20 protein-coding genes and 8 pseudogenes are annotated in these 22,949 nt (G+C 71.2%); 11 read left to right on the top strand and 17 right to left on the bottom strand.

Features of this window, described 5'->3' with window-relative positions; all coding sequences use genetic code 11:
• Positions 1–73 precede the first annotated feature (73 nt).
• The 4 genes and pseudogenes from KO353_RS16420 to KO353_RS16870 all read left to right on the top strand — a co-directional run.
• A pseudogene (locus KO353_RS16420) lies at positions 74–1,420 on the top strand (aconitase family protein); the annotation flags it as partial.
• A gap of 64 nt (positions 1,421–1,484) precedes the next feature.
• Positions 1,485–2,021 carry an aconitase family protein gene (locus KO353_RS16415; RefSeq protein ID WP_235692065.1) on the top strand — a complete coding sequence of 179 codons (537 nt, stop codon included), beginning with the start codon at positions 1,485–1,487 and terminating at the stop codon, positions 2,019–2,021.
• 29 nt (positions 2,022–2,050) lie between these two features.
• A pseudogene (locus tag KO353_RS16875) lies at positions 2,051–2,314 on the top strand (hypothetical protein); the annotation flags it as partial.
• Between the two features lie 49 nt (positions 2,315–2,363).
• Positions 2,364–2,495 (top strand): annotated as a pseudogene (locus tag KO353_RS16870) (hypothetical protein); the annotation flags it as partial.
• Positions 2,496–2,960: 465 nt separating this feature from the next.
• On the opposite strand, the pseudogene KO353_RS17140 reads toward KO353_RS16870, so the two are convergent.
• The 12 genes and pseudogenes from KO353_RS17140 to KO353_RS07595 form a co-directional block, all read right to left on the bottom strand.
• Positions 2,961–3,032: pseudogene (locus KO353_RS17140) on the bottom strand (hypothetical protein); the annotation flags it as partial.
• A gap of 210 nt (positions 3,033–3,242) precedes the next feature.
• Positions 3,243–3,710 carry an aspartate/glutamate racemase family protein gene (locus tag KO353_RS17055; RefSeq protein WP_407928223.1) on the bottom strand — a complete coding sequence of 156 codons (468 nt, stop codon included), beginning with the start codon at positions 3,708–3,710 and terminating at the stop codon, positions 3,243–3,245.
• A gap of 5 nt (positions 3,711–3,715) precedes the next feature.
• Positions 3,716–3,895: an aspartate/glutamate racemase family protein gene (locus KO353_RS07630; protein ID WP_218287099.1), complete on the bottom strand. Its 180-nt coding sequence runs from the start codon at positions 3,893–3,895 to the stop codon at positions 3,716–3,718.
• 488 nt (positions 3,896–4,383) lie between these two features.
• The gene (locus tag KO353_RS17050) at positions 4,384–4,878 is read right to left on the bottom strand and encodes a hypothetical protein (protein ID WP_407928216.1); all 495 of its coding nucleotides are present in this window, start codon (positions 4,876–4,878) and stop codon (positions 4,384–4,386) included.
• A 34-nt stretch (positions 4,879–4,912) separates the two neighbouring features.
• Positions 4,913–5,086, bottom strand: a pseudogene (locus KO353_RS17045) (radical SAM family heme chaperone HemW); the annotation flags it as partial.
• 478 nt (positions 5,087–5,564) lie between these two features.
• Complete coding sequence (locus tag KO353_RS16730) at positions 5,565–6,101, bottom strand: hydantoinase/oxoprolinase family protein (protein ID WP_218287098.1); 537 nt, start codon at positions 6,099–6,101, stop codon at positions 5,565–5,567.
• Between the two features lie 49 nt (positions 6,102–6,150).
• A pseudogene (locus KO353_RS17040) lies at positions 6,151–6,246 on the bottom strand (hypothetical protein); the annotation flags it as partial.
• Positions 6,236–6,841 (bottom strand): annotated as a pseudogene (locus tag KO353_RS17035) (hydantoinase/oxoprolinase family protein); the annotation flags it as partial. The pseudogenes KO353_RS17040 and KO353_RS17035, both read right to left, overlap by 11 nt.
• Positions 6,808–7,218, bottom strand: coding sequence for a hydantoinase/oxoprolinase N-terminal domain-containing protein (locus tag KO353_RS17030; RefSeq protein ID WP_218287096.1), 411 nt, complete (start codon positions 7,216–7,218; stop codon positions 6,808–6,810). The pseudogene KO353_RS17035 and the gene KO353_RS17030, both read right to left, overlap by 34 nt.
• Positions 7,185–7,703, bottom strand: coding sequence for a hypothetical protein (locus KO353_RS07605; protein WP_218287095.1), 519 nt, complete (start codon positions 7,701–7,703; stop codon positions 7,185–7,187). Before KO353_RS07605 ends, KO353_RS17030 begins: the two co-directional genes overlap by 34 nt.
• A 24-nt stretch (positions 7,704–7,727) precedes the next feature.
• Positions 7,728–7,937: a hydantoinase B/oxoprolinase family protein gene (locus KO353_RS07600; RefSeq protein WP_268906231.1), complete on the bottom strand. Its 210-nt coding sequence runs from the start codon at positions 7,935–7,937 to the stop codon at positions 7,728–7,730.
• Positions 7,938–8,747: 810 nt separating this feature from the next.
• On the bottom strand, positions 8,748–9,446 hold the full coding sequence (locus tag KO353_RS07595; protein WP_218287094.1) for a hydantoinase B/oxoprolinase family protein: 699 nt from the start codon (positions 9,444–9,446) through the stop codon (positions 8,748–8,750).
• Between KO353_RS07595 and KO353_RS07590 the strand changes: the two genes are divergently transcribed.
• Genes KO353_RS07590 through KO353_RS07580 form a run of 3 tightly spaced genes read left to right on the top strand, consistent with a single transcriptional unit; the run spans position 9,439 to position 12,495 of the window.
• A complete protein-coding gene (locus KO353_RS07590) occupies positions 9,439–10,518 on the top strand; it encodes a TRAP transporter substrate-binding protein (RefSeq protein WP_218287093.1) in 1,080 nt (359 codons plus the stop codon). The two genes, KO353_RS07595 and KO353_RS07590, sit on opposite strands and share 8 nt — an antisense overlap.
• 42 nt (positions 10,519–10,560) lie before the next feature.
• The gene (locus KO353_RS07585) at positions 10,561–11,172 is read left to right on the top strand and encodes a TRAP transporter small permease subunit (protein ID WP_218287092.1); all 612 of its coding nucleotides are present in this window, start codon (positions 10,561–10,563) and stop codon (positions 11,170–11,172) included.
• 39 nt (positions 11,173–11,211) lie between these two features.
• Positions 11,212–12,495, top strand: a complete 1,284-nt coding sequence (locus tag KO353_RS07580; protein WP_218287091.1) for a TRAP transporter large permease — start codon at positions 11,212–11,214, stop codon at positions 12,493–12,495.
• Here KO353_RS07580 and KO353_RS07575 read toward each other — a convergent pair.
• Positions 12,492–12,803: a RidA family protein gene (locus KO353_RS07575; RefSeq protein ID WP_218287090.1), complete on the bottom strand. Its 312-nt coding sequence runs from the start codon at positions 12,801–12,803 to the stop codon at positions 12,492–12,494. The two genes, KO353_RS07580 and KO353_RS07575, sit on opposite strands and share 4 nt — an antisense overlap.
• Between KO353_RS07575 and KO353_RS07570 the strand changes: the two genes are divergently transcribed.
• The gene (locus tag KO353_RS07570; RefSeq protein WP_218287089.1) at positions 12,792–12,962 is read left to right on the top strand and encodes a hypothetical protein; all 171 of its coding nucleotides are present in this window, start codon (positions 12,792–12,794) and stop codon (positions 12,960–12,962) included. The genes KO353_RS07575 and KO353_RS07570 overlap by 12 nt on opposite strands.
• Before the next feature lie 122 nt (positions 12,963–13,084).
• Here the strand turns inward: KO353_RS07570 and KO353_RS16395 are convergent.
• A pseudogene (locus tag KO353_RS16395) lies at positions 13,085–13,665 on the bottom strand (creatininase family protein).
• A gap of 89 nt (positions 13,666–13,754) precedes the next feature.
• The gene (locus KO353_RS07555; protein WP_218287087.1) at positions 13,755–16,256 is read right to left on the bottom strand and encodes a DNA translocase FtsK; all 2,502 of its coding nucleotides are present in this window, start codon (positions 16,254–16,256) and stop codon (positions 13,755–13,757) included.
• 219 nt (positions 16,257–16,475) lie between these two features.
• Here KO353_RS07555 and KO353_RS07550 point away from each other — a divergent pair, with 219 nt between their 5' ends.
• Both KO353_RS07550 and KO353_RS07545 read left to right on the top strand, forming a co-directional pair.
• Entirely contained in the window at positions 16,476–18,575 is a 2,100-nt protein-coding gene (locus KO353_RS07550) for an NAD-dependent epimerase/dehydratase family protein (protein WP_218287086.1), read from the top strand.
• Entirely contained in the window at positions 18,572–19,657 is a 1,086-nt protein-coding gene (locus KO353_RS07545; RefSeq protein ID WP_218287085.1) for a glycosyltransferase family 4 protein, read from the top strand. The genes KO353_RS07550 and KO353_RS07545 overlap by 4 nt, the downstream gene beginning before the upstream one ends.
• Positions 19,658–19,765: 108 nt before the next feature.
• Here KO353_RS07545 and KO353_RS07540 read toward each other — a convergent pair whose 3' ends face one another.
• Together KO353_RS07540 and glnK are read right to left on the bottom strand one after the other, a co-directional pair.
• Positions 19,766–21,052: an ammonium transporter gene (locus tag KO353_RS07540; protein ID WP_218287084.1), complete on the bottom strand. Its 1,287-nt coding sequence runs from the start codon at positions 21,050–21,052 to the stop codon at positions 19,766–19,768.
• A gap of 55 nt (positions 21,053–21,107) precedes the next feature.
• Positions 21,108–21,446: a P-II family nitrogen regulator gene (glnK, locus tag KO353_RS07535; RefSeq protein WP_218287083.1), complete on the bottom strand. Its 339-nt coding sequence runs from the start codon at positions 21,444–21,446 to the stop codon at positions 21,108–21,110.
• A gap of 230 nt (positions 21,447–21,676) precedes the next feature.
• Here glnK and KO353_RS07530 point away from each other — a divergent pair, with 230 nt between their 5' ends.
• Complete coding sequence (locus KO353_RS07530) at positions 21,677–22,945, top strand: UbiH/UbiF/VisC/COQ6 family ubiquinone biosynthesis hydroxylase (protein ID WP_218287082.1); 1,269 nt, start codon at positions 21,677–21,679, stop codon at positions 22,943–22,945.
• Positions 22,946–22,949: the final 4 nt, after the last annotated feature.

Raw genomic sequence — 22,949 nt, 5'->3', positions numbered from 1 at the left:
GTAAGCGCTCGGCTCGCAAACGCGGCCGGGCCCTGTGCGCCCTCTCCGCCGCGTCGGAAGCGGAGCGACCTCCATGAAAATGATCGGGCAGGACAGCCTCGGAACCCGCCGGAGCCTCACCGTGGCGGGCAGGACCTACGACTACTTCTCGATTCCGGAGGCAGGCAAGGCGCTCGGCGCCGACCTCTCCCGCCTGCCGGTGACTCTGAAGATCCTGCTCGAGAACGTGCTCCGCTTCGAGGACGGGCGCTCCTATACGGTGGCGGACGCCCGCGCGATCGCCGACTGGCTCGGCGCGGCGCGGTCGGACAAGGAGGTGCCGTTCCGCCCGGCACGGATCCTGATGCAAGACTTCACCGGCGTGCCCGCGGTGGTCGACCTCGCGGCGATGCGCGACGGCATGATCCGCCTCGGCGGCGACCCGCAGAAGGTGAACCCGCTCGTGCCGGTCGATCTCGTCATCGACCATTCCGTGATGGTGGACGATTTCGGCCACGCCGAGAGTTTCCGCCGCAATGTCGCGCTCGAGTTCGAGCGCAACGCCGAGCGCTACGCCCTTCCCTGCGCTGGGGCCAGGCGAGCTTCAACCGCTTCCGCGTCGTGCCGCCGGGCACCGAGGATCTGCCACCAGGTGAACCTCGAATACCTCGCCCAGGCGGTGTGGACCGACACGGTGGACGGCGCCGAGCTCGCCTATCCTGACACCTGCTTCGGCACCGACAGCCACACCACCGATGGTGAACGGCATGGGCGTGCTGGGGGTGGGGCGTTGGCGGGATCGAGGCGGAGGCGGCGATGCTCGGCCAGCCGATCGCGATGCTGATCCCGGACGGTGATCGGCTTCCGGCTCACCGGGCGGCTGCCCGAGGGCGCGACCGCGACCGACCTCGTCCTGACCGTGACACAGATGCTCAGGCGCAAAGGCGTGGTCGGCAAGTTCGTCGAGTTCTTCGGCCCGGGCCTCGACCAGCTCGCGGTCGCGGACCGCGCGACCATCGCCATATGGCGCCGGAGTATGGCGCCGACCTGCGGCTTCTTCCCCGTCGATGCCGCGACCCTCGACTATCTCAGGCTGACGGGCCGCGACGAGGCGCGAATCGCCCTCGTCGAGGCCTATTGCCGCGCCCAGGGACTGTTCCGTGACGCGACCATGCCCGAGCCCCTCTTCACCGACGTGCTCGAGCTCGACATGGGAACGGTGGAGCCCTCGCTCAGCCGGCCCCGAGAGCGCCCGCAGGACCGCGTTCTGCTCAAGGACGCCGCACGGTCGTTCCGCCACGAGCTCACCGCCTCGCTTGGCGTTCCCGCCGCCGAGGCGGGGCGGCGCGTGAAGGTGGAGGGCGCGAACTACGAGCTCGGCCACGGCGATGTCGTGATCGCGGCCATCACCTCCTGCACCAACACCTCGAACCCTGCCGTGATGGTCGCGGCAGGGCTGGTGGCGCGGAAGGCGCGCGCCAGGGGGCTCTCCGTGGAAGCCCTGGGTGAAGACCTCGCTCGCGCCGGGAAGCCAGGTTGTGACCGAGTATCTCGAGGCCTCGGGGCTGCAGGCAGATCTCGACGCGCTCGGGTTCAACCTGCGTCGGCTATGGCTGCACCACCTGCATCGGCAACCTCGGGCCCGCTCGCCGACCCGATCGTGGACGCGATCGAGAACGGCAAGCTCGTCGTCGCCTCGGTGGCTTTCGGGCAACCGCAATTTCGAGGGCCGTGTGCACGCGAATGTGCGGGCGAACTACCTCGCCTCGCCGCCGCTCGTCGTCGCCTACGCGATCGCGGGCACGATGACACTCGACCTCGCGACCGAGCCGCTCGGCACCGGCCGCGACGGCACGCCCGTCTTCTTGCGCGACATCTGGCCCTCGAACCGGGAGATCGCCGAGGTGGTGGGGGGGACGCTGTCGCGGTCGATGTTCCAGCGCCGCTACGGCGACGTGTTCAAGGGCCGCGAAGGAGTGGCAGGCGATTGCCGTCCGATGGCGGCGAGACCTATCGCTGGAACGACGGCTCGACCTACGTGAAGAACCCGCCCTATTTCGAGGGCATAACGATGGCGGTGGGCGAGCTTGCCGACATTTGCGGCGCGCGTATCCTCGCCCTTCTCGGCGACAGCATCACCACCGACCACATCTCCCCGGCCGGGCGATCCGCAAGGCTCGCCCGCGGGCGAATATCTCCTCGAGCGGGCAGATTCCCGCAGCGCGACTTCAACTCCTACGGCGCGCGCCGCGGCAACCACGAGGTGATGATGCGCGGCACCTTCGCCAACATCCGGATACGAAACGAAATGGTGCCTGGGATCGAGGGCGGCGTCACCAGGCACCATCCCTCGGGCGAGGTGATGTCGATCTACGACGCGGCGGATGCGCTACAAGGCCGAGGGCGTGCCGCTGGTCGTGATCGGCGGCAAGGAGTACGGCACCGGCTCCTCGCGCGACTGGGCGGCGAAGGGAACGATGCTGCTCGGTGTGAAGGCGGTGATCGCCGAGAGTTTCGAGCGGATCCACCGCTCCAACCTGGTCGGCATGGGCGTTCTGCCGCTCACCTTCCGCGAGGGGATGGACCGCAAGACGCTCGGGCTCACTGGCGAGGAGGTGCTCGACATCGAGGGGCTTGCGTCGCTCAAGCCCCGGATGGAGCTCACTCTGGTGATCCATCGCCCGGGCGGCGCGGTCGATCGGGTGCCGGTGCTCTGCCGCGTCGATACGCTCGACGAGGTGGAGTACTACCGCCACGGCGGGATCCTGCACTACGTGCTGCGCGCATGGCGAAGGCGGCCTGACGGCGCCGCCTTCCCCGTCCGGGCGAGGCCGTTCGGTCAGCGGGAGTGTCGCGGGCCGCGCGGGCGGGGGGGATCGCGCCCCTCTCAGGCCCTTGCACCCCTCGCGACCGCCCACGCCGCAGCTGCGCCGCTCGCGCTGGACCGGCGGGCAGGGCGTGTCGCCAAAGGAGCAGAACACGCAGCAGTCGCCAGGGCGTGGGCGGAGCACCGCGCGGCAGCCCGCGCAGTCCGAAGAAGAAAAAGCACGCATCTGTCGGCATCGTCTCCTCCGAGACGTGCCCGCAGAGCGGGCAGCGGAGCCGTGAGCGGCAATCGAAGCGCCGCGTTCCCGGCAGCTGAGACCGGTTGGTCGTTCCCGATCATCAGCCGGAAGAGAGCCACGCTCCGTCGCCCAGGGCAGGGAACGATTCGGCGCCAAACCATCACGGGCGGGTGTGCCGCACCCCGCGGCGGCGCCGCCTCACCGCTCGCCGGCGATCCGGGCGGCGAGCGCCGGCGCGAGGCCGTCGAGGGCTTCGGCGCGGGGCGGGCGAAGCCGCCCGCACGCGCCTTGCGGGGCGCGAGCGACACCACCGCCTCGGACCTGCTTCACCGCCGCCGCGATCGGGTCGACGAGCGGCACCGCCACGCGATCGGCCACGCGCGGGGCGGGGCCGGCAAGCGGCGCGCCGGCGAGGATCACCACCTCCGCTCCGTCCTCCTCGACCGCACGCGCGGCGAGCGGCGACCAGAAGCTCCTCCTTCTCCTCCTGGACGGCGGCGATGTCGCGGAACGGCCCCTCGAGCGTACGGATGCCTGAGCAGCGCCAGAGAAGTCCGTTGAGCGCCACGCAGTCGCGGATACCACGGCGCGAGGGAGGTCGAGAACGTCACGATCCCGAACTGGCCGCCGAGCAGGCAGGCGGTCAGCATCGGCCGCCTCCGACATGCCGATCACGGGAGGTCGAACAGCTCGCGCGCGGGCTGAAGGCCCGGGTCGCCGAAGGCGGCGACGATCGCGGCATCCGCCTCGCCTGAACGCTCGGCGAGGATCTCGAGCAGGTGCGCGCCGGCGAGCTGGGCCTCGGCGCGCGAGGAGATGTAGGGGAAGCCGATCCGTGCCGTGTGCGGCAACGAGCTCGGTTCCGGCCGCGGCGACGGGCCGGGCCGCCGCGACAAGGAGGTCCGTCACCGCCGCCGTGGTTTTGGGGTTGATCAGGAGGATGCGCATGCGGTTCTTGCCTGTTCTCGCCGCCGCCGCCGCGTCCCGTCTGCGCGCGGAGGGCTGATCACATCGCACTCCCTGCCTGTGGAACTGCCGGGCGGCAGCATTCCAAGCATCGGCGGCAGCCCTCGCCGAGGCAAGCCGCACCGGCCCCGCGCGGCCTCAACGCACGAGGTCGGGCAGGAGCGAGTCGAGCCTCAGCCGCCCCGTGTCAGTGGCGGCGAGCGAACCATCCGGCGCCCAGGCGAGCCAGCCCTCCGCAGAAGCGCGGCCTTCGAGCGCGCGCGGCTTCGAGCGCCTCGAGAAGTGCGAGGCCCGTTCGCGCCGAGGAAACGATCGGGATGAACCCCGCGCGCGAGCCTGAGGCCCATTCAGCAGCATCTCGCGCGCGCGCGCCTCAGGCCCGAGCGGCTCCTCTTCGCGCAGACCATGCCCTCGCGCCTCCACCGCCTCCATCCAAGCCTCGGGCGCGCGGATCCTCGCGGTCGCCACGCAGTGTTCGCGTCCGCTGCCGGAACGCGGCCATGTGCGCCGGGCCCGATCCCCGCATGGTCGGCATAGGTCCAGTAGGCGAGGTTGTGGCAACTCTCCTCCCCCGGCCGGGCGTAGTTCGACACCTCGTAGGGCAGGAGGCCGGCGCGCGCCGCTCCTCCACCGTCGCCTCGTAGAGCGCGGCCTGGGTCGCGTCATCGGGAAGCGCGAGCTCGCCGCGCGCATGGGCGCGGGCGAAGGGCGTGCCAGGCTCGATGGTGAGCTGGTAGAGCGAGAGATGGCCGAGCCCGTGCGCAAGCGCGCGTGCGAGCTCCTCGCGCCAGGCGGCGACACTCTGCCCGGGCCGGGCGTAGATCAGGTCGAAGCTCGCGCGGGGGAAGCAGCCGTTTCGCCATCGCAAGCGCCGCGAGCGCCTGCGCCGCCGAGTGGCGGCGGCCGAGGAAGGCGAGCGCGTCGTCGTCAAGCGCCTGAATGCCGAGGCTGATCCGGTTCACGCCTGCCGCACGGAACCCCTCGAGCCGGCCGAGCTCGACCGAGGTCGGGTTCGCCTCGAGCGTGACCTCAGGCTTCCGCCTCGGGCGGAAGAGGCGGAGCGCGCGGCGTCGAATGATCGCGGCCGGCGCTCGCAGGCGACATCAGGCTCGGCGTGCCGCCGCCGAAGAACAGGCTCGCGAGCGGGCGCGGCCCGAGGCCGCGCGCGCTCGAAGGCGAGCTCGGCGGAGGATGGCGTCGCGCCAGCGCGCCTCGTCGATCCTTTCACGCACATGCGCGTTGAAGTCGCAATAGGGGCAGCGCGCGGCGCAGAACGGCCAGTGCACGTAGAGGGGCGATTGGCTCGGTCACGCCCCCGATGTGGTGCGCCGCTCAGCCCCGCGCCAGGACGAGATTGCCCAAGCCGTCGCCGCGCACGCGCCACCCGGGCGGCACGAGGCAGGGTCGCGTCGTATTCGGTGGACGATCAGCGGCCCCGAAGTGCCGGCGGAGGCGGCCCGCCGCGAGACGACCGGCACCTCGTGCCAGCCATGCGCGCCGAAGAAAGGCGCGCCGCTGCCCTCCTGCACCTCGGCATGGTCTGGCTCGACACGCTCAGGCAGGGGGGGGCCGCTCCGGCACGCCGCGGCCGATGAGCTGAAGCGCGACGATCTCGACAGGCTCCCCTGGCCCCGCAGCGTAGCCATAGGCGCGCTCATGCGCCGCGGCGAACCGTGCGGTCAGGGACGCAAGCACCTCCGCCGCCTCGCCGTCCGGCAGCGGCACCGCAAGCTCCGAGGACTGGCCGACATAGCGGAGCTCGGCGGTCGCCGCGAAGCAATCGGCGCTCGGGCGGGAAGCCGTCGGCCGCCGAGCCGTGGCGGCGGCCTCCCTCTCGAGCGCCGCACGCGCTTCGGCGAAGGCGGCAGGGTCGGCGCGGTCGAGACGGGTGCGGAATGTCGTCGAGAGATGATGCTCGACCTCGGCGTAGAGCAGACCGAAGGCGGAGAAGAGGCCAGGAGCGGGCGGGACGACGACCTCGGTCATGCCGAGTTCCTCCGCCATCAGCGCGCCGAACAGCGGCCCGTTGCCGCCGAAGGCGAACAGCGCGAAGCGTCGCGGATCGCGCCCAGCGCTCGACCGAGACCGCACGGATCGCCCGCATCATGGTCGCGACCGCGATCCGGATCATCCCGTGCGCCGCCTCCTCCAGCGAGAGGCCGAGCGGCCGGGCGATCCGCTCCGCGATCGCGGCGTCCGCCGCCGCGCGGGTCGAGCCGGATCGCGCCGCCCGCAAGGCCTGCGGGGTCGAGCCAGCCGAGGGTGAGGGCGCAGTCGGTGACGGTCGGCTCCGTTCCTCCTGGCCGTAGGCACACCGGCCCAGGGGTCGCTCCGGCGCTGCGCGGCCCGACCTTCGGCGCCCCGCCCGGATCGAGGCGAGACGATCGAGCCGCCACCCGCGCCCACTCGGCGAGGTCGATCGCCGGAACCTTGAGCGTGTAGCCGCCGCCCGTGAGCAGGCGCGAGCCCTGCAGGATCACGCGCCGCCTACCTGGAACTCGGCCGCGCGCGCCGCCTCGCCCTCCTCGACCATCGCGGCCTTCGCGGTCGTCCCCCCCCATGTCGAAGGTGACGATCCGCGCAAGGCACAGGCGTCGGGCCAGCGCGCGCGCGCCGATCACCCCCGCCGCTGGCCCGCTTTCGACCAGCGTCATCGGCAGGCGCGCCGCCTGTTGGGCCGCGAGCAGCCCGCCGTTCGACTGCATCAGCATCACCGGTGCTGCGACGCCACGCGACGCCAGACCGTTGCGCAGCCGGTCGAGATAGGCCCGCACCACGGGCAAGAGATAGGCGTTGATCACCGTGGTCGAGGTGCGGGGATATTCCTTGATCTCGGGCCAGGGACGGCGTGGCTGAGCGACACGGGGAGATGCGGCGCGACGCGGGAGACGATCTCGGCCACGAGGCGTTCGTTCTCTCCGTTCGCATGCGCGTTGAGGAGGGCACACGGCGAGGCTCTCGACCCCCCTCGCCGAGCAGGAAGGCGACGGCGCGCTCCACCTCCGCCGCGTCGGGGGCGAGCGCCACCGTGCCGTCGGCGCGGGGTGCGCTCGGCGATGCCGATCCTGTGCCGGCGCGGAACGAGCGGCGGCGGCTTGGTCCAGCGGAGGTCGTAGAGCCGCGGCATGCGCAGGTCGCGATCTCGAGCACGTCGCGGGAATCCTGCGGTGGTGATCAGACCGGTGCGCGCACCGGTGCGCTCGAGCACCGCGTTCGAGGCCGATCGTGGTGGCGTGCAGCACCGAGACCGATCTCCCGGGCGCGATGCCGGAGTCGGAGAGCAGGGCGGCGAGTCCTTCGACGATGCCGCGGGAGTAGTCCTCGACCGTCGAGGGCACCTTGCGGGTGCGCACCGCGCCGTCCGTCCGACATCAGGACGATGTCGGTGAAGGTGCCGCCGATGTCGATCCCGCGCGCCAGGCGGTCATCGCCCCGCCCCCGAGGCAGGCCTCGCGCCAGGGGCGCCCAGGAGACGGCGGGCGGGTCCGTCCAGCCGCGCTCGGCGGCAAGCGCGGCGCGCAGGCGTCGTGTCGCCTCCGCATCGACCCGCCCGGCGACGAGCACCACGCCGTAGTCGCGCGCCGCCCCCTCCTCGGTGACGAAGCCCTGAGCCACGTCGGCGCGCACGGCCTCCGGGTCGCGCGTCAGCGGGTCGCCCCAGCCGCCTGCTCCGGCGAGCTCGTGGCGGAACACGTCGCCGCGCGCGGATCGTCATCGTCAGTTTCGCGGGCAGACCTTGTTCCGCATCCGTCCCGGGGTTGAGGAGGTTGCGCGAGGGGCGTTCCGGCTCTCCGCCCAAAGTCCGTAGGGCCGGTGGGTGTGCCGGTCAGCCCGCACCTGGAGCACCGCCTCGTGTTCGAGGAAGCGCCAGTCGCGCCGGATCGAGACTCCGCCGCGGAACCGCCCCGGGCCCCCGGTGTCGGGCAGACGAACTCGTTGCAGAGAACTTCAAGCGGGTGCTCGGCCTCGATCACCTCGGCAGAGTGGCTCGCCATGTTGGCGAACATGTTGGTGTTGCCGTCGAGGCCATCGGCCCAAGGCGGCCGCCCCAGGCGCCTGAGAGGAAGTCGACGTAGATGAAGGGCCTTCGATCCTCGGTCCAGCCGCCGATGGTGATGCCTGTGTTGCCGCTTCGGACGCGGCATAGACACGATCCGGGTAGAGCATCGCGAGCGCCCCATCGCGCAATCGACCATTCGGAAGCCGGTCAGGCCGCGCGCGGCGCAAGGCCGCAGGCGGAAGGGCGTTGGCGATCGTGCCCGGGGGGCGCGATCACCGGCGATGGCGCGGAACACGCCGTCATTGTTCGGAAGCTCAGGGCGGCAGGAGGCACTTCGCCGCGGTGAAAGGAGGCCGCCGGGGGGGGGGGGGGGGGTGTAGGAGCCAGCGTGTTGTTGATCGCGCCCCTCACCTGCGGGCGCGGAGCCGGTCCAGTCCTCACCATCCGCTCGCCGTGCTTGGCCACACGGCAGAGGAGGCGGATCGGCCTGCCCGCGTCGATCTGGTCGTCGTCGATCCAGTCCTCGAAGCTCGCCTCGCCGTCAGGCAGAGCGGCGAGCGCAGGCGCGGGTCAGACGTTTCCGTGTGGTCGGTCACCGCCTGCATCAGAGCGATCACGGTGTCGGCACCGTGGGCGGAGACGAGCTCCGCGAGGCCGCGTTCGGCGATCGCGCAGGCGGCGAGCTGGGGCGCGCAGGTCCCCCATCACCCGGTCGGGCACGCGCACGTTCTTCTCGATCAAGGCGAGCAGGGTCGCGTTCGGCACGCCGCGTTCGTGGCAGGCTTGAGGGGAGGGATCCGCAGCCCCTCCTGGAAGATCTCGGTGCTGTCGGAGGCGTTCGAGCCGGCGACGCGGCCGCCCACATCCGTATGGTGGCAGATGGTGGCGGCGATGGCGACGATGCGGCCCGCGTGGAACAGCGGGCGGAAGACGAAGATGTCGGGCAGGTGCATCCCGCCCGAGAACGGGTCGTTCAGGATCAGGCACGTCCCCGGCGCAATATCGGATCCAAAATGATCGAGCGCCGCCCGGAGCGCGACCGGGATCGAGGCAGAGATGCCCAGGCAGCGACAGCCCTTGCGCGACGAGGGCGGCCCTGCGCGTCGCAGAGGGCGGTCGAGTAGTCCATGATGTTCTTGAGCACACCGGAGTAGCCTCGCGCGGTAGATGGTGAGCGCCATCTCGTCGGCGAGCGCGACGATGGCGTTGCGGAACAGCTCGAAGGCGATCGGGTCGCTGGGCCCGGGGATGTGGCGATCGGTCATGGCTCGGCTGGTCGTGGCGTGCGCGGGTCGAGGCAGGCCGGAACAGACCTCTTTACGCTTGCACGGGTCTTGCGGGCGGCCAAGAGCCTCGCGCAGGATAAGACGTGCGTCCGGTCGGGCGCGAACCGGGAGAGGCTTCGAAAATGACTGCGGGGGAGTGATGATGAGCACGAAGGATCTCGGGCGTCTCGCCCGGTGGGCGGCGGCGGCTGCCGCCTGCGCCTTGGGCATCTCGCTGGGCCAGGGCCCGGCAGAGGCGCACCAATTGCCCCAGACGAACCTTCGGACGATCGCCTACACCTCGAACCTCTATCTCTGGTTCGATGTCGAGAAGAAGTTCTTCGAGCAGGATCTTCCTGCCGCCTCGGGCGGGCGGGTGAGGATCGAGGCGATGCCGCATGACCTCGCCGGGATCCGCGGCCCCGAGGTGCTCGGGCTTCTGCAGAACGGCACGCTGCAGCTCGCCTCGCAGAACCTCTCCTACATGGCCGGCGATGACCCGCGCTTCGAGGGGATCGACCTCGCGGGCTTTGCGATCACCACCGAGGCGGTGCGCAAGGCGACGGAGGCGTACCGGCCGGTGCTCCAGCGCGTGGCGCTCGAGAAGTTCAACACGCGCCTGCTCGGCATAGCACCCCTGCCGCGGCAGGTATTCTGGTGCCGGATCCCGATCACTGGCCTTGCCGACCTCAAGGGCAAGCGCGTGCGTGTGTTCAACGCCACGCTGTCGGATTTCATGGCCGGTGTCGGCGGCACGACCATCACCATGTCCTTCGTCGAGGTGGTTCCGGCGTTGCAGCGCGGGCTCGCCGATTGCGCCGTCACCGGAACGACCTCCGGCTACTCCGCGAAGTGGCCCGAGGTGACGAGCCATCTCTATCCGCTCACCGTCGGCTGGAGCATGGTGTTCTGGGCGGCGAACGAGACGACATGGCGGGGCCTGCCGGCGCCGGTCCAGGCCTTCCTCGCCGAGCAGTATCGCAAGCTCGAGGCATCGGCGTGGGAGGCGCAGGCGAAGTACGACGCCGAAGGGGTCGCCTGCGCCACCACCGGCCCCTGCACGCTTGGGCAGCCTGGGCGGATGACGCTCGTTCCGGTGAGTGCGGCCGACGAAGCCGAGCGTACGCGCATCCTCAACGCGACCGTGCTGCCGAACTGGGCGCGTCGCTGCGGGCGGGCTTGCGTCGAGGAATGGAACGCCACCGTCGGCGCGGCGCTCGGCCTCCGCGCTCCCGTCAACTGAGGGATCCTGCGGGGCAGGGAACCGCCTGCCCCGACGCGCCGCATGGCCGCGCTGCTCGATCGGCTGATCGGTGTCCTCGGTGCGCTTGCGCGCGGCGGCGCCTGGTTCGGCGGGGCGCTTCTGTTCGCCGCCGCCTTCATGATCGGGGCCGAAGTTCTGCTGCGGAAACTTGCCGGGATCTCGATCGGCGGGGCGGACGAGCTCGCGGGCTACGTGCTCGCGATCGCCTCGGCCTGGGCGTTCGGTTTCGCCCTCTTGTCCCGCGCGCATATCCGCATCGACACGCTCTACGCGCTCCTGCCGAAGCGGCTGCAGGCGCTCCTTGATCTGGTCGCGCTCGCCCTCACGACCTTCTTCTTCGGCTTCCTCGCCTGGTTCGCCTGGGCCTATCTGATGCGGACCGTCTCGCTCGGGGCGCGGTCGATGACGCCGCTGCAGACGCCGCTTGCCATCCCGCAGTCGCTCTGGGTGGCGGGGCTCATCGTGTTCGTCTCGCTCGCCGCGCTCCTGTGGCTGCGCGCACTCATCGCCGTGCTTGCGGGCGATCTCACCACCTCGGCGCGGCTGATCGGCTCGCGCACCGCCAAGCAGGAGGTGGAGGAGGAGATCGCCGAGGCGAAGGCGATCCTCGAGCGCGACGCTGCGCGGCGCTGAGGCGGCCGGGATGGCTTCGGCGGAGGGCGGGCGGACGCGATGATCGGGGCGACCTTCGGCGGCCTGTTTCTCCTGCTCGCCCTCTCGGTTCCGGTCGCCGCGGCGATGGGGCTCGTCGGCCTCTATCTCTCGGACACGTATGCCTTCATGCCGGTCTGGCGCGGCATCGGGCAGATGGCATGGAACGCCGGCAACGACGGCGTTCTGGTCGCGGTGCCGTTCTTCATCCTGCTCGGCGAGCTCCTGCTTCGGTCGGGGATGGCGGCCCGGATGTATGGTGCGATGGCGAAATGGCTCTCCTGGCTGCCTGGCGGGCTGATGCACGCTAATATCGGCACCTGCGCGCTGTTCGCCGCCACCTGCGGCTCGTCGGTGGCGACGGCGGCGACCGTCGGCACCACCGCGATCGGCGAGATCAGGCGTTTCGGCTACAACGAGCGGCTGTTCCTCGGCACGATCGCCTCCTCCGGAACCCTCGGCATCCTCATTCCCCCCTCGATCAACCTGATCATCTACGGGGCGCTGACCAACACCTCGATCCCGAAGCTCTATCTTGCGGGGTTCATCCCGGGCTTCCTGCTCGCTTTGCTGTTCAGCCTCACCGTTCTTGCCGCCTGCGCTCTGCGCCCCGCTTGGGCCGGGCGCCGGCTCAGCGTTGCCTGGAAAGAACGTTTCGCGATCCTGCCCGATCTCCTGCCGCCGTTGTCGATCTTCCTGCTCGTGGTCGGGTCGATCTACGCCGGCTGGGCGACGCCGACGGAAGCCGCGGCGCTCGGCGTGCTCGGAGCGCTCCTCCTCGCCGCCCTGAACCGGAGGCTCACGCCCTCGGTTCTGCGCGAGGTGGTCGAGGGAACGATGCGCACGACGGGGATGACGATGCTGATCCTCGTCGGCGCCTATTTTCTCAATTTCGTGATGGGCACGGTGGGGCTGACCCGACGCGTCGGCGCCTTCATGAACGATCTCGCACTCGGGCCGACGCTGACCATCCTCGTGATCGTCGGCTTCTACATCCTGCTCGGCTGCTTCATGGAGACGCTGTCGATGATGGTCGCGACGGTGCCGATCTTCACCCCCGTCGCGGTCTCGCTCGGTTACGACCCGGTGTGGTTCGGCATCCTCGTGATCCTGCTCGTCGAGACGGCGATGATCACGCCGCCTGTCGGGATCAACCTGTTCGTGGTGCACGGGCTGCGCGGCGAGGGAAGCCTCAACGACGTGATCCTCGGCGCTCTTCCCTTCGTTCTGACCCTGATGGTGATGATCGGGCTTGTGATCGCCTTCCCGGGGATCGTGCTCTTCCTGCCGCGCGCTATGGGCTAGCGGCCGAGATACGCCACCGCGTCGATCTCCACCTTCAGCCCCTCGGTCGCGAGGCCGACGATCACGGTCGCTCGGTGCGGCGGGTCCTCGGGGAAGTACCGCCAGAACACCGCGTTCATCGCCGCGAAGTCGGCACGGTCGGTGATGCAGAGCGTCACCTTGGCGACGTCCTTCAGCGTGCCGCCGGCGGCCTCGACCAGAGCCTTGATGTTCTCGAGCGTGCGCATCGTCTGGCTCGTGATGTCGGGGCCCTCGAGCGTGCCGTCCGGCCGGTAGCCGACGGAACAGATGTAGGCGTGTCGGCGCAACGCACCGCCCGGGGGAAGGGCATCGAGGCCTTTCAGGCGCGGTCGGACGAGACGGGCGTCTTCGGCATGCGTGGCTCTCCCCTGCGGTGGCGCGCCCGTCAGGCGGCGAAGAAGTCGCGCGCGATCACGGAGGCGATCCAGTCGACGATCACCGCGTAGCCGCGCTCGCCGGTCTCGGCCAGAGCGAGGCCCGGGTCGCCAATATGGCCCCAAGGCGTGTGGTCGCGGTAGCTCCGGGTCGCGTAGAAGATGCCGCCGCCCGTCTTGACGTGCTCGGGGCCTTAGATCTTTCGAATCACCTCGGGCGGGAGGTGGTGCACGGGGCCCCGCTCGGGGTGCACCAGTTCCGGGTGCGTCACGAGCAGGCGCGAGGTCTCGCCCTCGCCGCCATGGCCCTCGCCCTTCGTCGAGCGCTGGATCGTGTGGTAGACGCGCGAGAGGGGTGCGAGCCAGTTGAGCACCACAGCGCGCGTCTCGGGCAGGGTGTCGACGATCTCCTGTGCCGCGACCATCATCGAGGGCAGGTTGCCGTCATGCCCGTGCACGAGCACGAAGTCTCGGAATCCCGTCCGGTGCAGCGAGGCGGCGATCTCGGCGAGGAGCGCGATCAGCGTCCGTGACGAGATCGAGACGGTGCCGGGAAAGCCCAGGTGGAAGCTCGAGGTGCCGAGGGGATCACGGGGCCGATCACCACCTCGCGGCCTTGGGCGGCAAGCCGAAGCGCGACGCGGCGGCAGATCTCGCGCGCCTCCATCGTGTCGGTGCCGAGCGGAAGATGCGGCCCGTGCGCCTCGGTGGCCCCGACGGGCAGGAGGATGAGCCGCGTGCGCGCAACCGCCGCCTCCACCTCCTGGCCCGTCATCTCGGTGAGCGTGGCGGGCCCCTTCTGCACGTAGAGAACGCCGCCCGCGGCGGCGTCGGGCACGCTCTCCTCCATACCCTGCCTCTCCCTCAGCGCTCGTCCTCGCCGGCCCGCCGGATCAGGATCTCGCGCTTGCCGACATGGTTCGGCGGCCCGACCACGCCTTCCTTCTCCATCCGCTCGATCAGCCGCGCGGCACGGTTGTAGCCGATCTGCAGGTGGCGCTGGATGAAGGAGGTCGAGGCCTTGCCCTCGCGCGCAACCAGCGCCACGGCCTTGTCGTAGAGGGCGTTCTCGTCGCCTTCGTCGGCGGAGGGGAGGTCGAGGCCGGGTGTCGGCGCGCCCGCTCCCGTTCCCGCTCCGGCGTCGGCCAACGCCGACTCCGGCTCGGTCACCTCGTCGACATAGTCGGGCTCGCCGAGGCTGCGCAGATGGGCGACGACGCGCTCCACCTCGCTGTCGGACACGAAGGGGCCGTGCACGCGCACGATCCGCCCGCCATCGCCGAGGCGCAGCATGTCGCCCTGGCCAAGGAGCTGCTCCGCCCCCTGCTCGTTGAGAATGGTTCGGCTGTCGACCTTGCTCACCACGCGGAACGAGATCCGGGTGGGGAAGTTCGCCTTGATCACGCCGGTGATCACATCCACCGAGGGGCGCTGTGTTGCCATCACAAGGTGGATCCCGGCCGCGCGCGCCATCTGCGCGAGCCGCTGCACCGTTGCCTCGATCTCCTTGCCGGCGACCAGCATCAGGTCCGCCATCTCGTCGACGACGATGACGATGAAGGGAAGCGGCTCGAGCGAAAGCGGCTGGTCCTCGTAGGTGGGCTTGCCGGTCTCTGGGTCGAACCCGGTCTGCACACGCCGGCTGAGGGTCTCGCCCTTGGCGCGCGCCTCCGCCACCCGCGCGTTGTAGCCGCCGATGTTGCGCACGCCGAGCTGGCTCATCAGCCGGTAGCGGCGCTCCATCTCACGCACCGCCCATTTGAGCGCGCCCACCGCCTTCGCCGGGTCGGTCACCACCGGGGCGAGCAGATGCGGGATCCCCTCGTAGACCGAGAGCTCGAGCATCTTCGGGTCGATCATGATCAGCCGGCACTCGGCGGGCGAGAGCCGCATCACGAGCGAGAGGATCATCGTGTTGATCGCGACCGACTTGCCCGAGCCGGTGGTGCCGGCGATCAGAAGATGCGGCATGGCAGCAAGATCGACGATCTCCGGCGCGCCGCCGATGTCCTTGCCGAGAGCGAGGTTGAGCCGCCCGCGCGCCTTGGCCCAGGCCTCCGAGGAGAGGAGCTCGGAGAGCCACACCGTCTCGCGGCGCGAGTTCGGCAGCTCGATGCCGATCGCGTTCCGCCCAGGGACGACGGCGACACGAACGGAGAGGACGCTCATCGAGCGCGCGATGTCGTCGGCGAGCCCGATCACGCGGGCCGACTTCGTCCCGGGCGCCGGCTCGAGCTCGTAGAGGGTGACGACCGGCCCCGGGCGGATCGCGGTGATCCTCCCTTGGACGCCGAAATCGGCGAGCACGCCCTCGAGCAGCCGGGCATTCGCCTCGAGGCTCTCCTCGGTCGGGCGGCCCGGGCGGTTCGCGGGCGGTGCGGCGAGCAGGGCGAGCGGCGGCGGCACCCAAGCGCCGAGCGGCAGCGAGGCCTGGGCGGCGGCGGCGGAGCGCTTGGGCTCGGGCCCAGGCGCGACGCGCGGCCGCTGCTCAGCTGCGGGCACGGGGGCGAAGGGGGGCGCGGCAGCGGCGGCAGGCTCGGGCACTGCCTCCCGAGCCGCCGGCTCCGGCGCCCCCTCGAGGCCCGGCTCGCGTCGGAACACGGGCTCCGCCGCCGCCCGCTCGGCGCGTCGGCGCGCCCGCCAGGCGGCGAGACGTTCCGAAAGGTTCGCCCGGCGCCACAGCCCTGCCGCCGCCCGTCCGGCGCGCCCCGCACCCTCGCTCGCGCTCGCTGCCACCGCGCCGCCGGAGGCGGCGAGAGCACGCCCCGCGCCGCGCCACTCCCCGGCCGTCACCCCGAAGGCGGCAAGCGGCAGGAGAACCCCGAGCCCGGCGAGGAACAGGGTCGCGAAAGCGGCACCGAAGGGCCCGAACAAGGACGCCGCAAGCTCCTGCGCCCCGCCCATGATCAGCCTGCCGATCACCCCGCCCGCCCCTGCGGGCAGGACGGGATGGCGAAGCTCGACGAGGGAAAGCGCCGTCGCGGCGGCGGGAAGGGCAAGGGCAAAGAGGCCGAGGCGAGCGAGCGGCGCCCCGAGCGGGCGATGGCTCACGAGACGCCAGGCCCAGACGAGCGGCGTGATGCCGGCGAGCAGGGCGGCAAGCCCCACGCCCTGGAGCAGCGCATCCGAGATCACCGCCCCGGCCGGGCCGGCGAGATTGCGCACCGGGCCTGAGCCGGCGGTGTTGAGGCTCGCGTCGCTCGGGTGGTGCGTGGCGAGCGCAACGAGAAGCGTCAGGCCGAGGACGCAACTGGCGAGCCCGGCGAGCTCTGCCGCCCGGCGGCGGAGAAAGGCGGCAAAGCCGGGCGGCAGGGTGCGGCGCAGGGCGGCACCGGGCGGCCCGGACGGGCCTGGAGATCGAGGCATGGCAGATCAAACTCTTGCACGCGACTCTTGAGATTATACCCCAAACCCTCGGCCGCTGTCCCGACTGCCGGGTCGGGCGGCGGTGATCACCCGCACCGGCGCCGACGGCCGGGGCAGTTGCCCGCTCCGCTAACGGTGCCTTAGGGGGAGGCGCTGTTTCTGGACGCGCCCGGCTCGCGCCATCGCCGGCGTCAGCCAAACCGCCGAGGAGAAGCTCCCGTGCGACGTGTCGCTCTTGTCGGTGCCGGCAACATCGCCCGCGTGCATCTCGAGGCTCTGCGCACGCTCCCGGGCATCCGGGTCGCGGCGGTGATCGACCCGAACCTCGAGGCGGCGCGGCGGCTCGCAGCCACGGTGCCCGAGGCAGAGTGTTTCGAGAGCGTCGAGTCGGCGCTCGCGGCCGGGGGTGTCGATGCGGCGCACGTGCTCGTGCCGCCGCCGCTGCATGCGGAGATCGCCCGCCGCCTGGTCGCTGCCAGGAAGCCGGTGCTGGTCGAGAAGCCGCTCGCGACGACCTCGGCTGACTGTGCCGCGATCGCGGCCGAGGCCGAGACAGCGGGCGTGCCGGTCGGCGTCAACCAGAACTATGTGCACCACCCGGCCTTCGTGAAACTGCGCCGGCTGGTCGAAGCCGGGCGGATCGGCCGGCCGAACCACGTGAGCTGCGTCTACAACGCGCCGCTTGCCCAGCTCGCCGCGCGGCAGTTCGCGCACTGGATGTTCGACGAGCCGCGCAACATCCTGCTTGAGCAGGCCGTGCACCCGCTGTCGCAGATCGTCGCCCTTGCGGGCGACATCGAGGAGGTGCAGGCGCTGGCCGAGCCGCCGCTCGCGCTCGCGCCCGGCCTTCCGTTCCAGCGCAGCCTGACCGCCCTTCTCGCCTGTCGGCGCATGCCGGCGAGCCTGCGCTTCGCCGTCGGCCAGAGCTTTCCGTTCTGGCTCGTCTCGGTGATCGGCGATGATGGCGTGGCGGTTGCCGACATCTTCGGCAATCGGACCTGGCGGCATGCGCGCACGCGCTACATCGAGGCGCTCGACGGGCTGCTCGCCTCGGCCGCGACCGGCGGAGCGATCGCCACCGCGGGGGCGGTCAATCTCCTCGCCTATGCGCTCGCGCAGCTTCGGCTCAGGGGCCGGTCAGACCCGTTCTTCCTCAGCATGCGCGAGAGCATCGCCGCCTTCCACGACGCGCTCGAGAGGGGGCAGCGGCCGTTCTGCGACGCCGCCTTCGGCCGGCGGCTCGTCTCGGTCTGCGAACGGATCGCCGATCGCGCCGGGGTGGGCGAGAGGGGAGCGCCACGCCGCCCTCCTCGCCCGCCCGCCCCGGAACGGTGGGACGTGGCGGTGCTCGGCGGCACGGGGTTCATCGGCACGGCGACGGTGCGTGCGCTTCTCGACGCAGGCTTCGCCGTCTCCGTGCTCGCGCGGTCGCCGCGCAACCTTCCGGATGTGTTCGACCGGCCGGAGGTCGCCCTCTTCCGCGGCGACATCCGCGACCGCGAAGCGGTGGCGCGCGCGATCGGGGGCGCATCGGTCGTCGTCAACCTCGCCCATGGCGGCGGCGGCGACAGCTACGAGGCGGTGCGCGCGGCGATGGTGGGCGGGGCGGAGGTGGTGGCGCGGCAGTGCCTCGCCTCTGGCGTGCGCCGGCTGGTCCATGTCGGTTCGATCGCCTCGCTCTATCTCGGCCCGGATGCGGGTGTGGTGACGGGTGCCACACCCTCCGATCCGCGCGCCGCGGAGCGCGCCGACTACAGCCGCGCCAAGGCGGAAGCGGAGCGGCTGCTCCACGAGCTCGCGGCACGCGAGGGGCTGCGCGTGGTGATCCTCCGCCCCGGCCTCGTGGTCGGCGCCGGCACCCCGCCCTTCCATGCAGGCCTGGACTTCTCCTACAACGACCAGCACGTGATCGGCTGGAACCGAGGCGACAACCCGCTTCCCTTCGTTCTGGTGCGCGATGTCGCCGCGGCGATCGTCGCCGCCACCCGCGCCGAGGGGATCGATGGTCGGACGTACAATCTCGTCGGTGACGTCAGGCTGACCGCCCGCGCCTTCGTCGCGGAACTCGCGCGCGCGACCGGCCGCCCCTTGCGCTTCCATCCGCAGTGGCCGAGCCTGCTCTGGGCGGCGGAGGTCGCGAAATGGGCGATCAAGCGCGCCGGCGGGCGCCGGTCGCCGCTGCCGTCGCGGCGCGAGATTCTCTCGCGCGGCCTCTCCGCCACCTTCGACTGCACCGACGCCAAGCGCGATCTCGGCTGGCAGCCAGAGGGCGATCGCTCGGCCTTCATCCGAGAGGCGATCGAGGTGCACGCGGCATGACCCACGCCGCGCCCGTGATGCTCTCCGCCTTCTCGACCTTCGAGGTCGGAGGGCAGCAGGTGCGCTTCGCGCGGCTTGCCGCCCTGTTCGGTGACAGCTGGCGGCACGCGATCGTGGCCATGGACGGGGTGTATGACTGCGCCCGCCGCCTGCCCGATGGGCTCGCCGTGTCGTACCCGGAGGTGCGGGTGGTCAAGGGCGACCTTCTCGGCAATGTGCGGCGCTTCCGCGCCGCCTTGCGCGCGCTGAAGCCCGAGCTTCTCGTCACCTACAATTGGGGGGCGATCGAATGGTGCCTCGCCAATCTCGTTCCGCTCGCCCGGCACGTGCACATCGAGGACGGGTTCGGCCCGGAGGAGCGTGACCGGCAGCTCCCCCGCCGGGTGTGGACGCGTCGGCTTGCGCTGCGCCGGTCGACCGTCGTCCTTCCCTCGCTCACGCTCAAAAGGATCGCCGAGGAGGTCTGGCGGCTTCCGGCCGAGCGTCTCCGCTACGTGCCGAACGGAATCGCGCTCGAGCGGTTCCGGCTGCGGTCGCGGGCCTCACTTGGGCCCGAGCCGGTGATCGGCACGGTGGCGGGGCTCCGGCCGGAGAAGAACCTCGCGCGGCTTCTCGGCGCCTTCGCGCGGCTTCGGGCGGAGCGTCCGGCGCGGCTCGAGATCGTCGGCGACGGGGCGGAGCGTGCCGCGCTCGAGGCGCTCGCGTCACGCCTCGGCCTCGGCGCCTCTGTGACCTTCCACGGCGCCCAGGCCGATCCGGCACCGTTCCTTGAGCGGTTCGACCTGTTCGCGCTTTCCTCCGACACCGAGCAGATGCCGCTCTCCGTTCTCGAGGCGATGGCGTCGGGGCTTGCGGTGGTCGCGACCGATGTCGGCGATGTGCGCGCGATCCTGTCGGACGAGAACCGATCCCTTGTGGTCGCGAAGGACGAGACCGCGCTTGCCGAGGCACTTGCCCGCGGTCTCGCCGACGACGTGCTTCGCGTCGCCGCCGGCGAGGCGAACCGGCTCAAGGCCGAGCGCGAGTACGACGAGCGGCTGATGGCCGATCGCTACGCGCGGATCTTCGCGGGCGAGGGCTGAGACGTGGGCGGATGCGGAAAGGGCGGGGCCCTTGCGGACCCCGCCCCCGTCCCGTCTCCCCGCGCGCCCGCCCGGGGCGGTCCCCGGGCCGCGTGGAGGAGGGGCGCGTCAGCCGAGGCTCTCGCCGTGCAGCGCCTCGTCGAGGCCCATCTGCTCCTCCTCGTCGGAGACGCGCAGGCCCAGGATCGCATCGACGATCTTGAGCAGGATGAAGCTGACGATGGCCGTGTAGACGATCGTCACCACCACGCCCTGGATCTGCACGATCATCTGGCCGATGCCACCCGCGGTCTCGCCGATCGCCTCGACGGCGAACAGGCCGGTGAGGATAGCGCCGACGATTCCGGCCACACCGTGGATGCCCCACACGTCGAGGCTGTCGTCATACTTCAGCATCCGCTTGAGCTCGACCGAGGCCCACCAGGAGATCGCTCCCGCCGCCGCGCCGATCACGAGCGCGCCGACCGGGGCGACATAGCCCGCGGCCGGGGTGATGCCGACGAGGCCGGCCACGGCGCCTGAGATCGCGCCGAGCACCGTCGGCTTGCCCTTCACCGCCCACTCGACGAACATCCACGCGAGCACGCCGGCGGCGGTCGCGATCTGCGTCACCACCATCGCCATGCCGGCGCGGCCATCGGCCGCCACCGCCGAGCCGGCGTTGAAGCCGAACCAGCCGACCCAGAGCAGCGACGCGCCGATCACCGCCAAGCCGAGATTGTGCGGCGCCATGCTCTCGGTTCCGTAGCCTTTGCGCTTGCCGAGTACGAGGCAGGCGACGAGGCCCGCCACGCCGGCGTTGATGTGCACGACCGTTCCGCCCGCGTAGTCGAGAACGCCCCAATCGGCGATGAAGCCGCCGCCCCACACCCAGTGCGCCACCGGGCTGTAGACGCAGAGCGACCAGAGCGCGAGGAACAGGAGCAGGGCCGAGAACTTCATCCGGTCAGCCACCGCGCCGGTGATCAGCGCCGCGGTGATGATCGCGAACGTCATCTGGAACACCATGAACACCGGCTCGGTGATGGTGCCCTCGGGCTTCGGCTTGTCCCAAACATCGGCGAGACCGGAGAGGAACAGCCGCCCCAGATCGCCGATCCACTTGCCCTCGCCGGAGAAGGCGAGGCTGTAGCCCGCGACCATCCAGACGATGGTGATCAGAGCGCAGGTCGCGAAGCTCTGCATCATCGTCGCGAGAACGTTCTTCTTCCGGACCATGCCGGCATAGAACAGGGCAACGCCCGGGATGGTCATCATCAGCACGAGAGCCGTGGAGGTGAGCATCCACGCCATGTCGCCGCTGTCGATCTTCGGCTCGTCGGCGGCGAAGGCGGGCAGCGCCGCCACGAGCGGCAGGGCGAGCGCGCCGGCCGCGGTGAGGAGTGTCTTCTTCATCGGTTGCCTGATCCCCTGTTGATCGGATCGATCATGAAAGCGCCTGCCGCCGCGCTCAGAGAGCGGCGGCATCGGTCTCGCCGGTGCGGATCCGGATCGCGCGCTCGATGTCGAGCACGAAGATCTTGCCGTCGCCGATCTTGCCGGTGTGGGCGGCCTTGGCGATCGCCTCGCACACCTGGTCGACGAGGTCGTCGTTCACCACCACCTCGATCTTCACCTTGGGCAGGAAGTTCACGTGGTATTCGGCCCCGCGATAGATCTCGGTCTGGCCCTTCTGCCGCCCGAACCCCTTCACCTCCGACACCGTGAGCCCCTGCACCCCGAGCGGAGTGAGCGCCTCGCGCACGTCGTCGAGCTTGAAGGGCTTGATGATCGCCATGATCAGTTTCATGCGCTGTCCTCTTCCGCCGTTGCGGCACCGGTTGACGGCACAGAGCTTTCAAGAACCGTGCCGGACGTTCCGGGGCGGTTGCGGTGGTGCGGAGAGCCGGGATTTCCAAGCCCTGGCGCAGCCCTGCCCAGGCGTTGGGCGCTGCCCAATCCTTGGGCATTCGTGTGCGCTGCGGCGCAAAACCGGGCGGCGTCTTCCCGTCGGGCGGGGCGCGCTTTATCGTGCGAGGCATGGCCGCGCACCTCTCCGTCACCGTCTGCATCGTCGGCGCTGGGCCCGTCGGGGCAACGCTCGCCTGCCTGCTCGCCGAAGCCGGCATCCCGGCTGCCGTCATCGACCGCTCCGCCCTGCCGCCGATGGAGCTTCCCGCCTTCGACGGCCGCGCCTATGCGATCGCGCTGACCTCGCGCGACGTGCTCGAGCAGGCGGGGGTGTGGGCGAGGCTCGGCGGTGCTCCCTGCCCGATCCGCCAGATCAGGGTGTCGGATGGCCGGGTTGGCCGCCCAGCCTCGCCGCTCTTTCTCCATTTCGCCGCCTCTGAGGTGGGCGAGGACGCGTTCGGCTGGATGGTCGAGGCGCGGCACCTGCGCATCGCGCTCAACGCCCAGCTGCCCCGCCTGCCGGGGCTTGCGGTGTTCGCGCCCGCCTCCGTGTCGTCGGTGGCGCGAACGCCCGAAACCGCCGAGGTGCGGCTCGCCGACGGCACGGTGATCGCCTGCCGCCTTGTGGTGGCGGCTGAGGGGCGCGAGAGCGCGCTGAGGGCTGAGGCCGGCATTCCCGTCACGCGCTGGGATTATGGCCAGCAGGCGATCGTCTGCGCGGTGCGGCACGAGCGGCCGCACGGCCACGTTGCGGTCGAGCACTTCCTGCCCGGAGGCCCGTTCGCGATCCTGCCGCTGCCCGGGGAGCCGGGGCCCGGCGGCGCGCCGGACGGCCGCACATCCGCGATCGTCTGGTCAGACCGCTCCGATCTCGTCGACCGCGTGTGGGAGCTTTCGCCCGGGCGCTTCGCCGCGGAGCTCGCGCGACGCTTCGGCGACCATCTCGGCACGGTCACCCCGGTCGGGACGCGCTGGCGCTACCCGCTCTCGGCGCTCCTGGCGCAGCGCTACACCGACATCCGCCTCGCACTCGTTGGCGATGCCGCGCACGGCATCCACCCGATCGCCGGGCAGGGGCTCAATCTCGGTGTCCGCGATGTCGGCGCGCTCGGCGCGGCGATCGTCGAGGCTGTCCGCTCGGGCGAGGACCCGGGCAGCCCCGCCGTGCTCGCCCGCTACCAGGCGGCGCGCCGTCCGACGAATCTCGCGATGCTCGCGATGACGGATGCACTCGATCGGCTGTTCTCGAACGATCTCGCCCCGGTTCGGCTCGCGCGGGGCTTCGGCCTCGCCGCCGTGCACCGGATCCCGCCCTTGAAGCGCCTCTTCATGCGCACTGCGATGGGGCTCTCGCCGCAGGGACTCTCGATCCTGGGCGCGCTGCGCCAGGCCGCGTGACGCG

It is taken from the genome of Elioraea tepida, from assembly GCF_019203965.1.
Classification (GTDB): Bacteria; Pseudomonadota; Alphaproteobacteria; order Acetobacterales; family Acetobacteraceae; genus Elioraea_A; species Elioraea_A tepida.
Note: the sequence above shows the minus strand (reverse complement) of the source record. Positions and strands in the feature narration are given on the sequence as shown.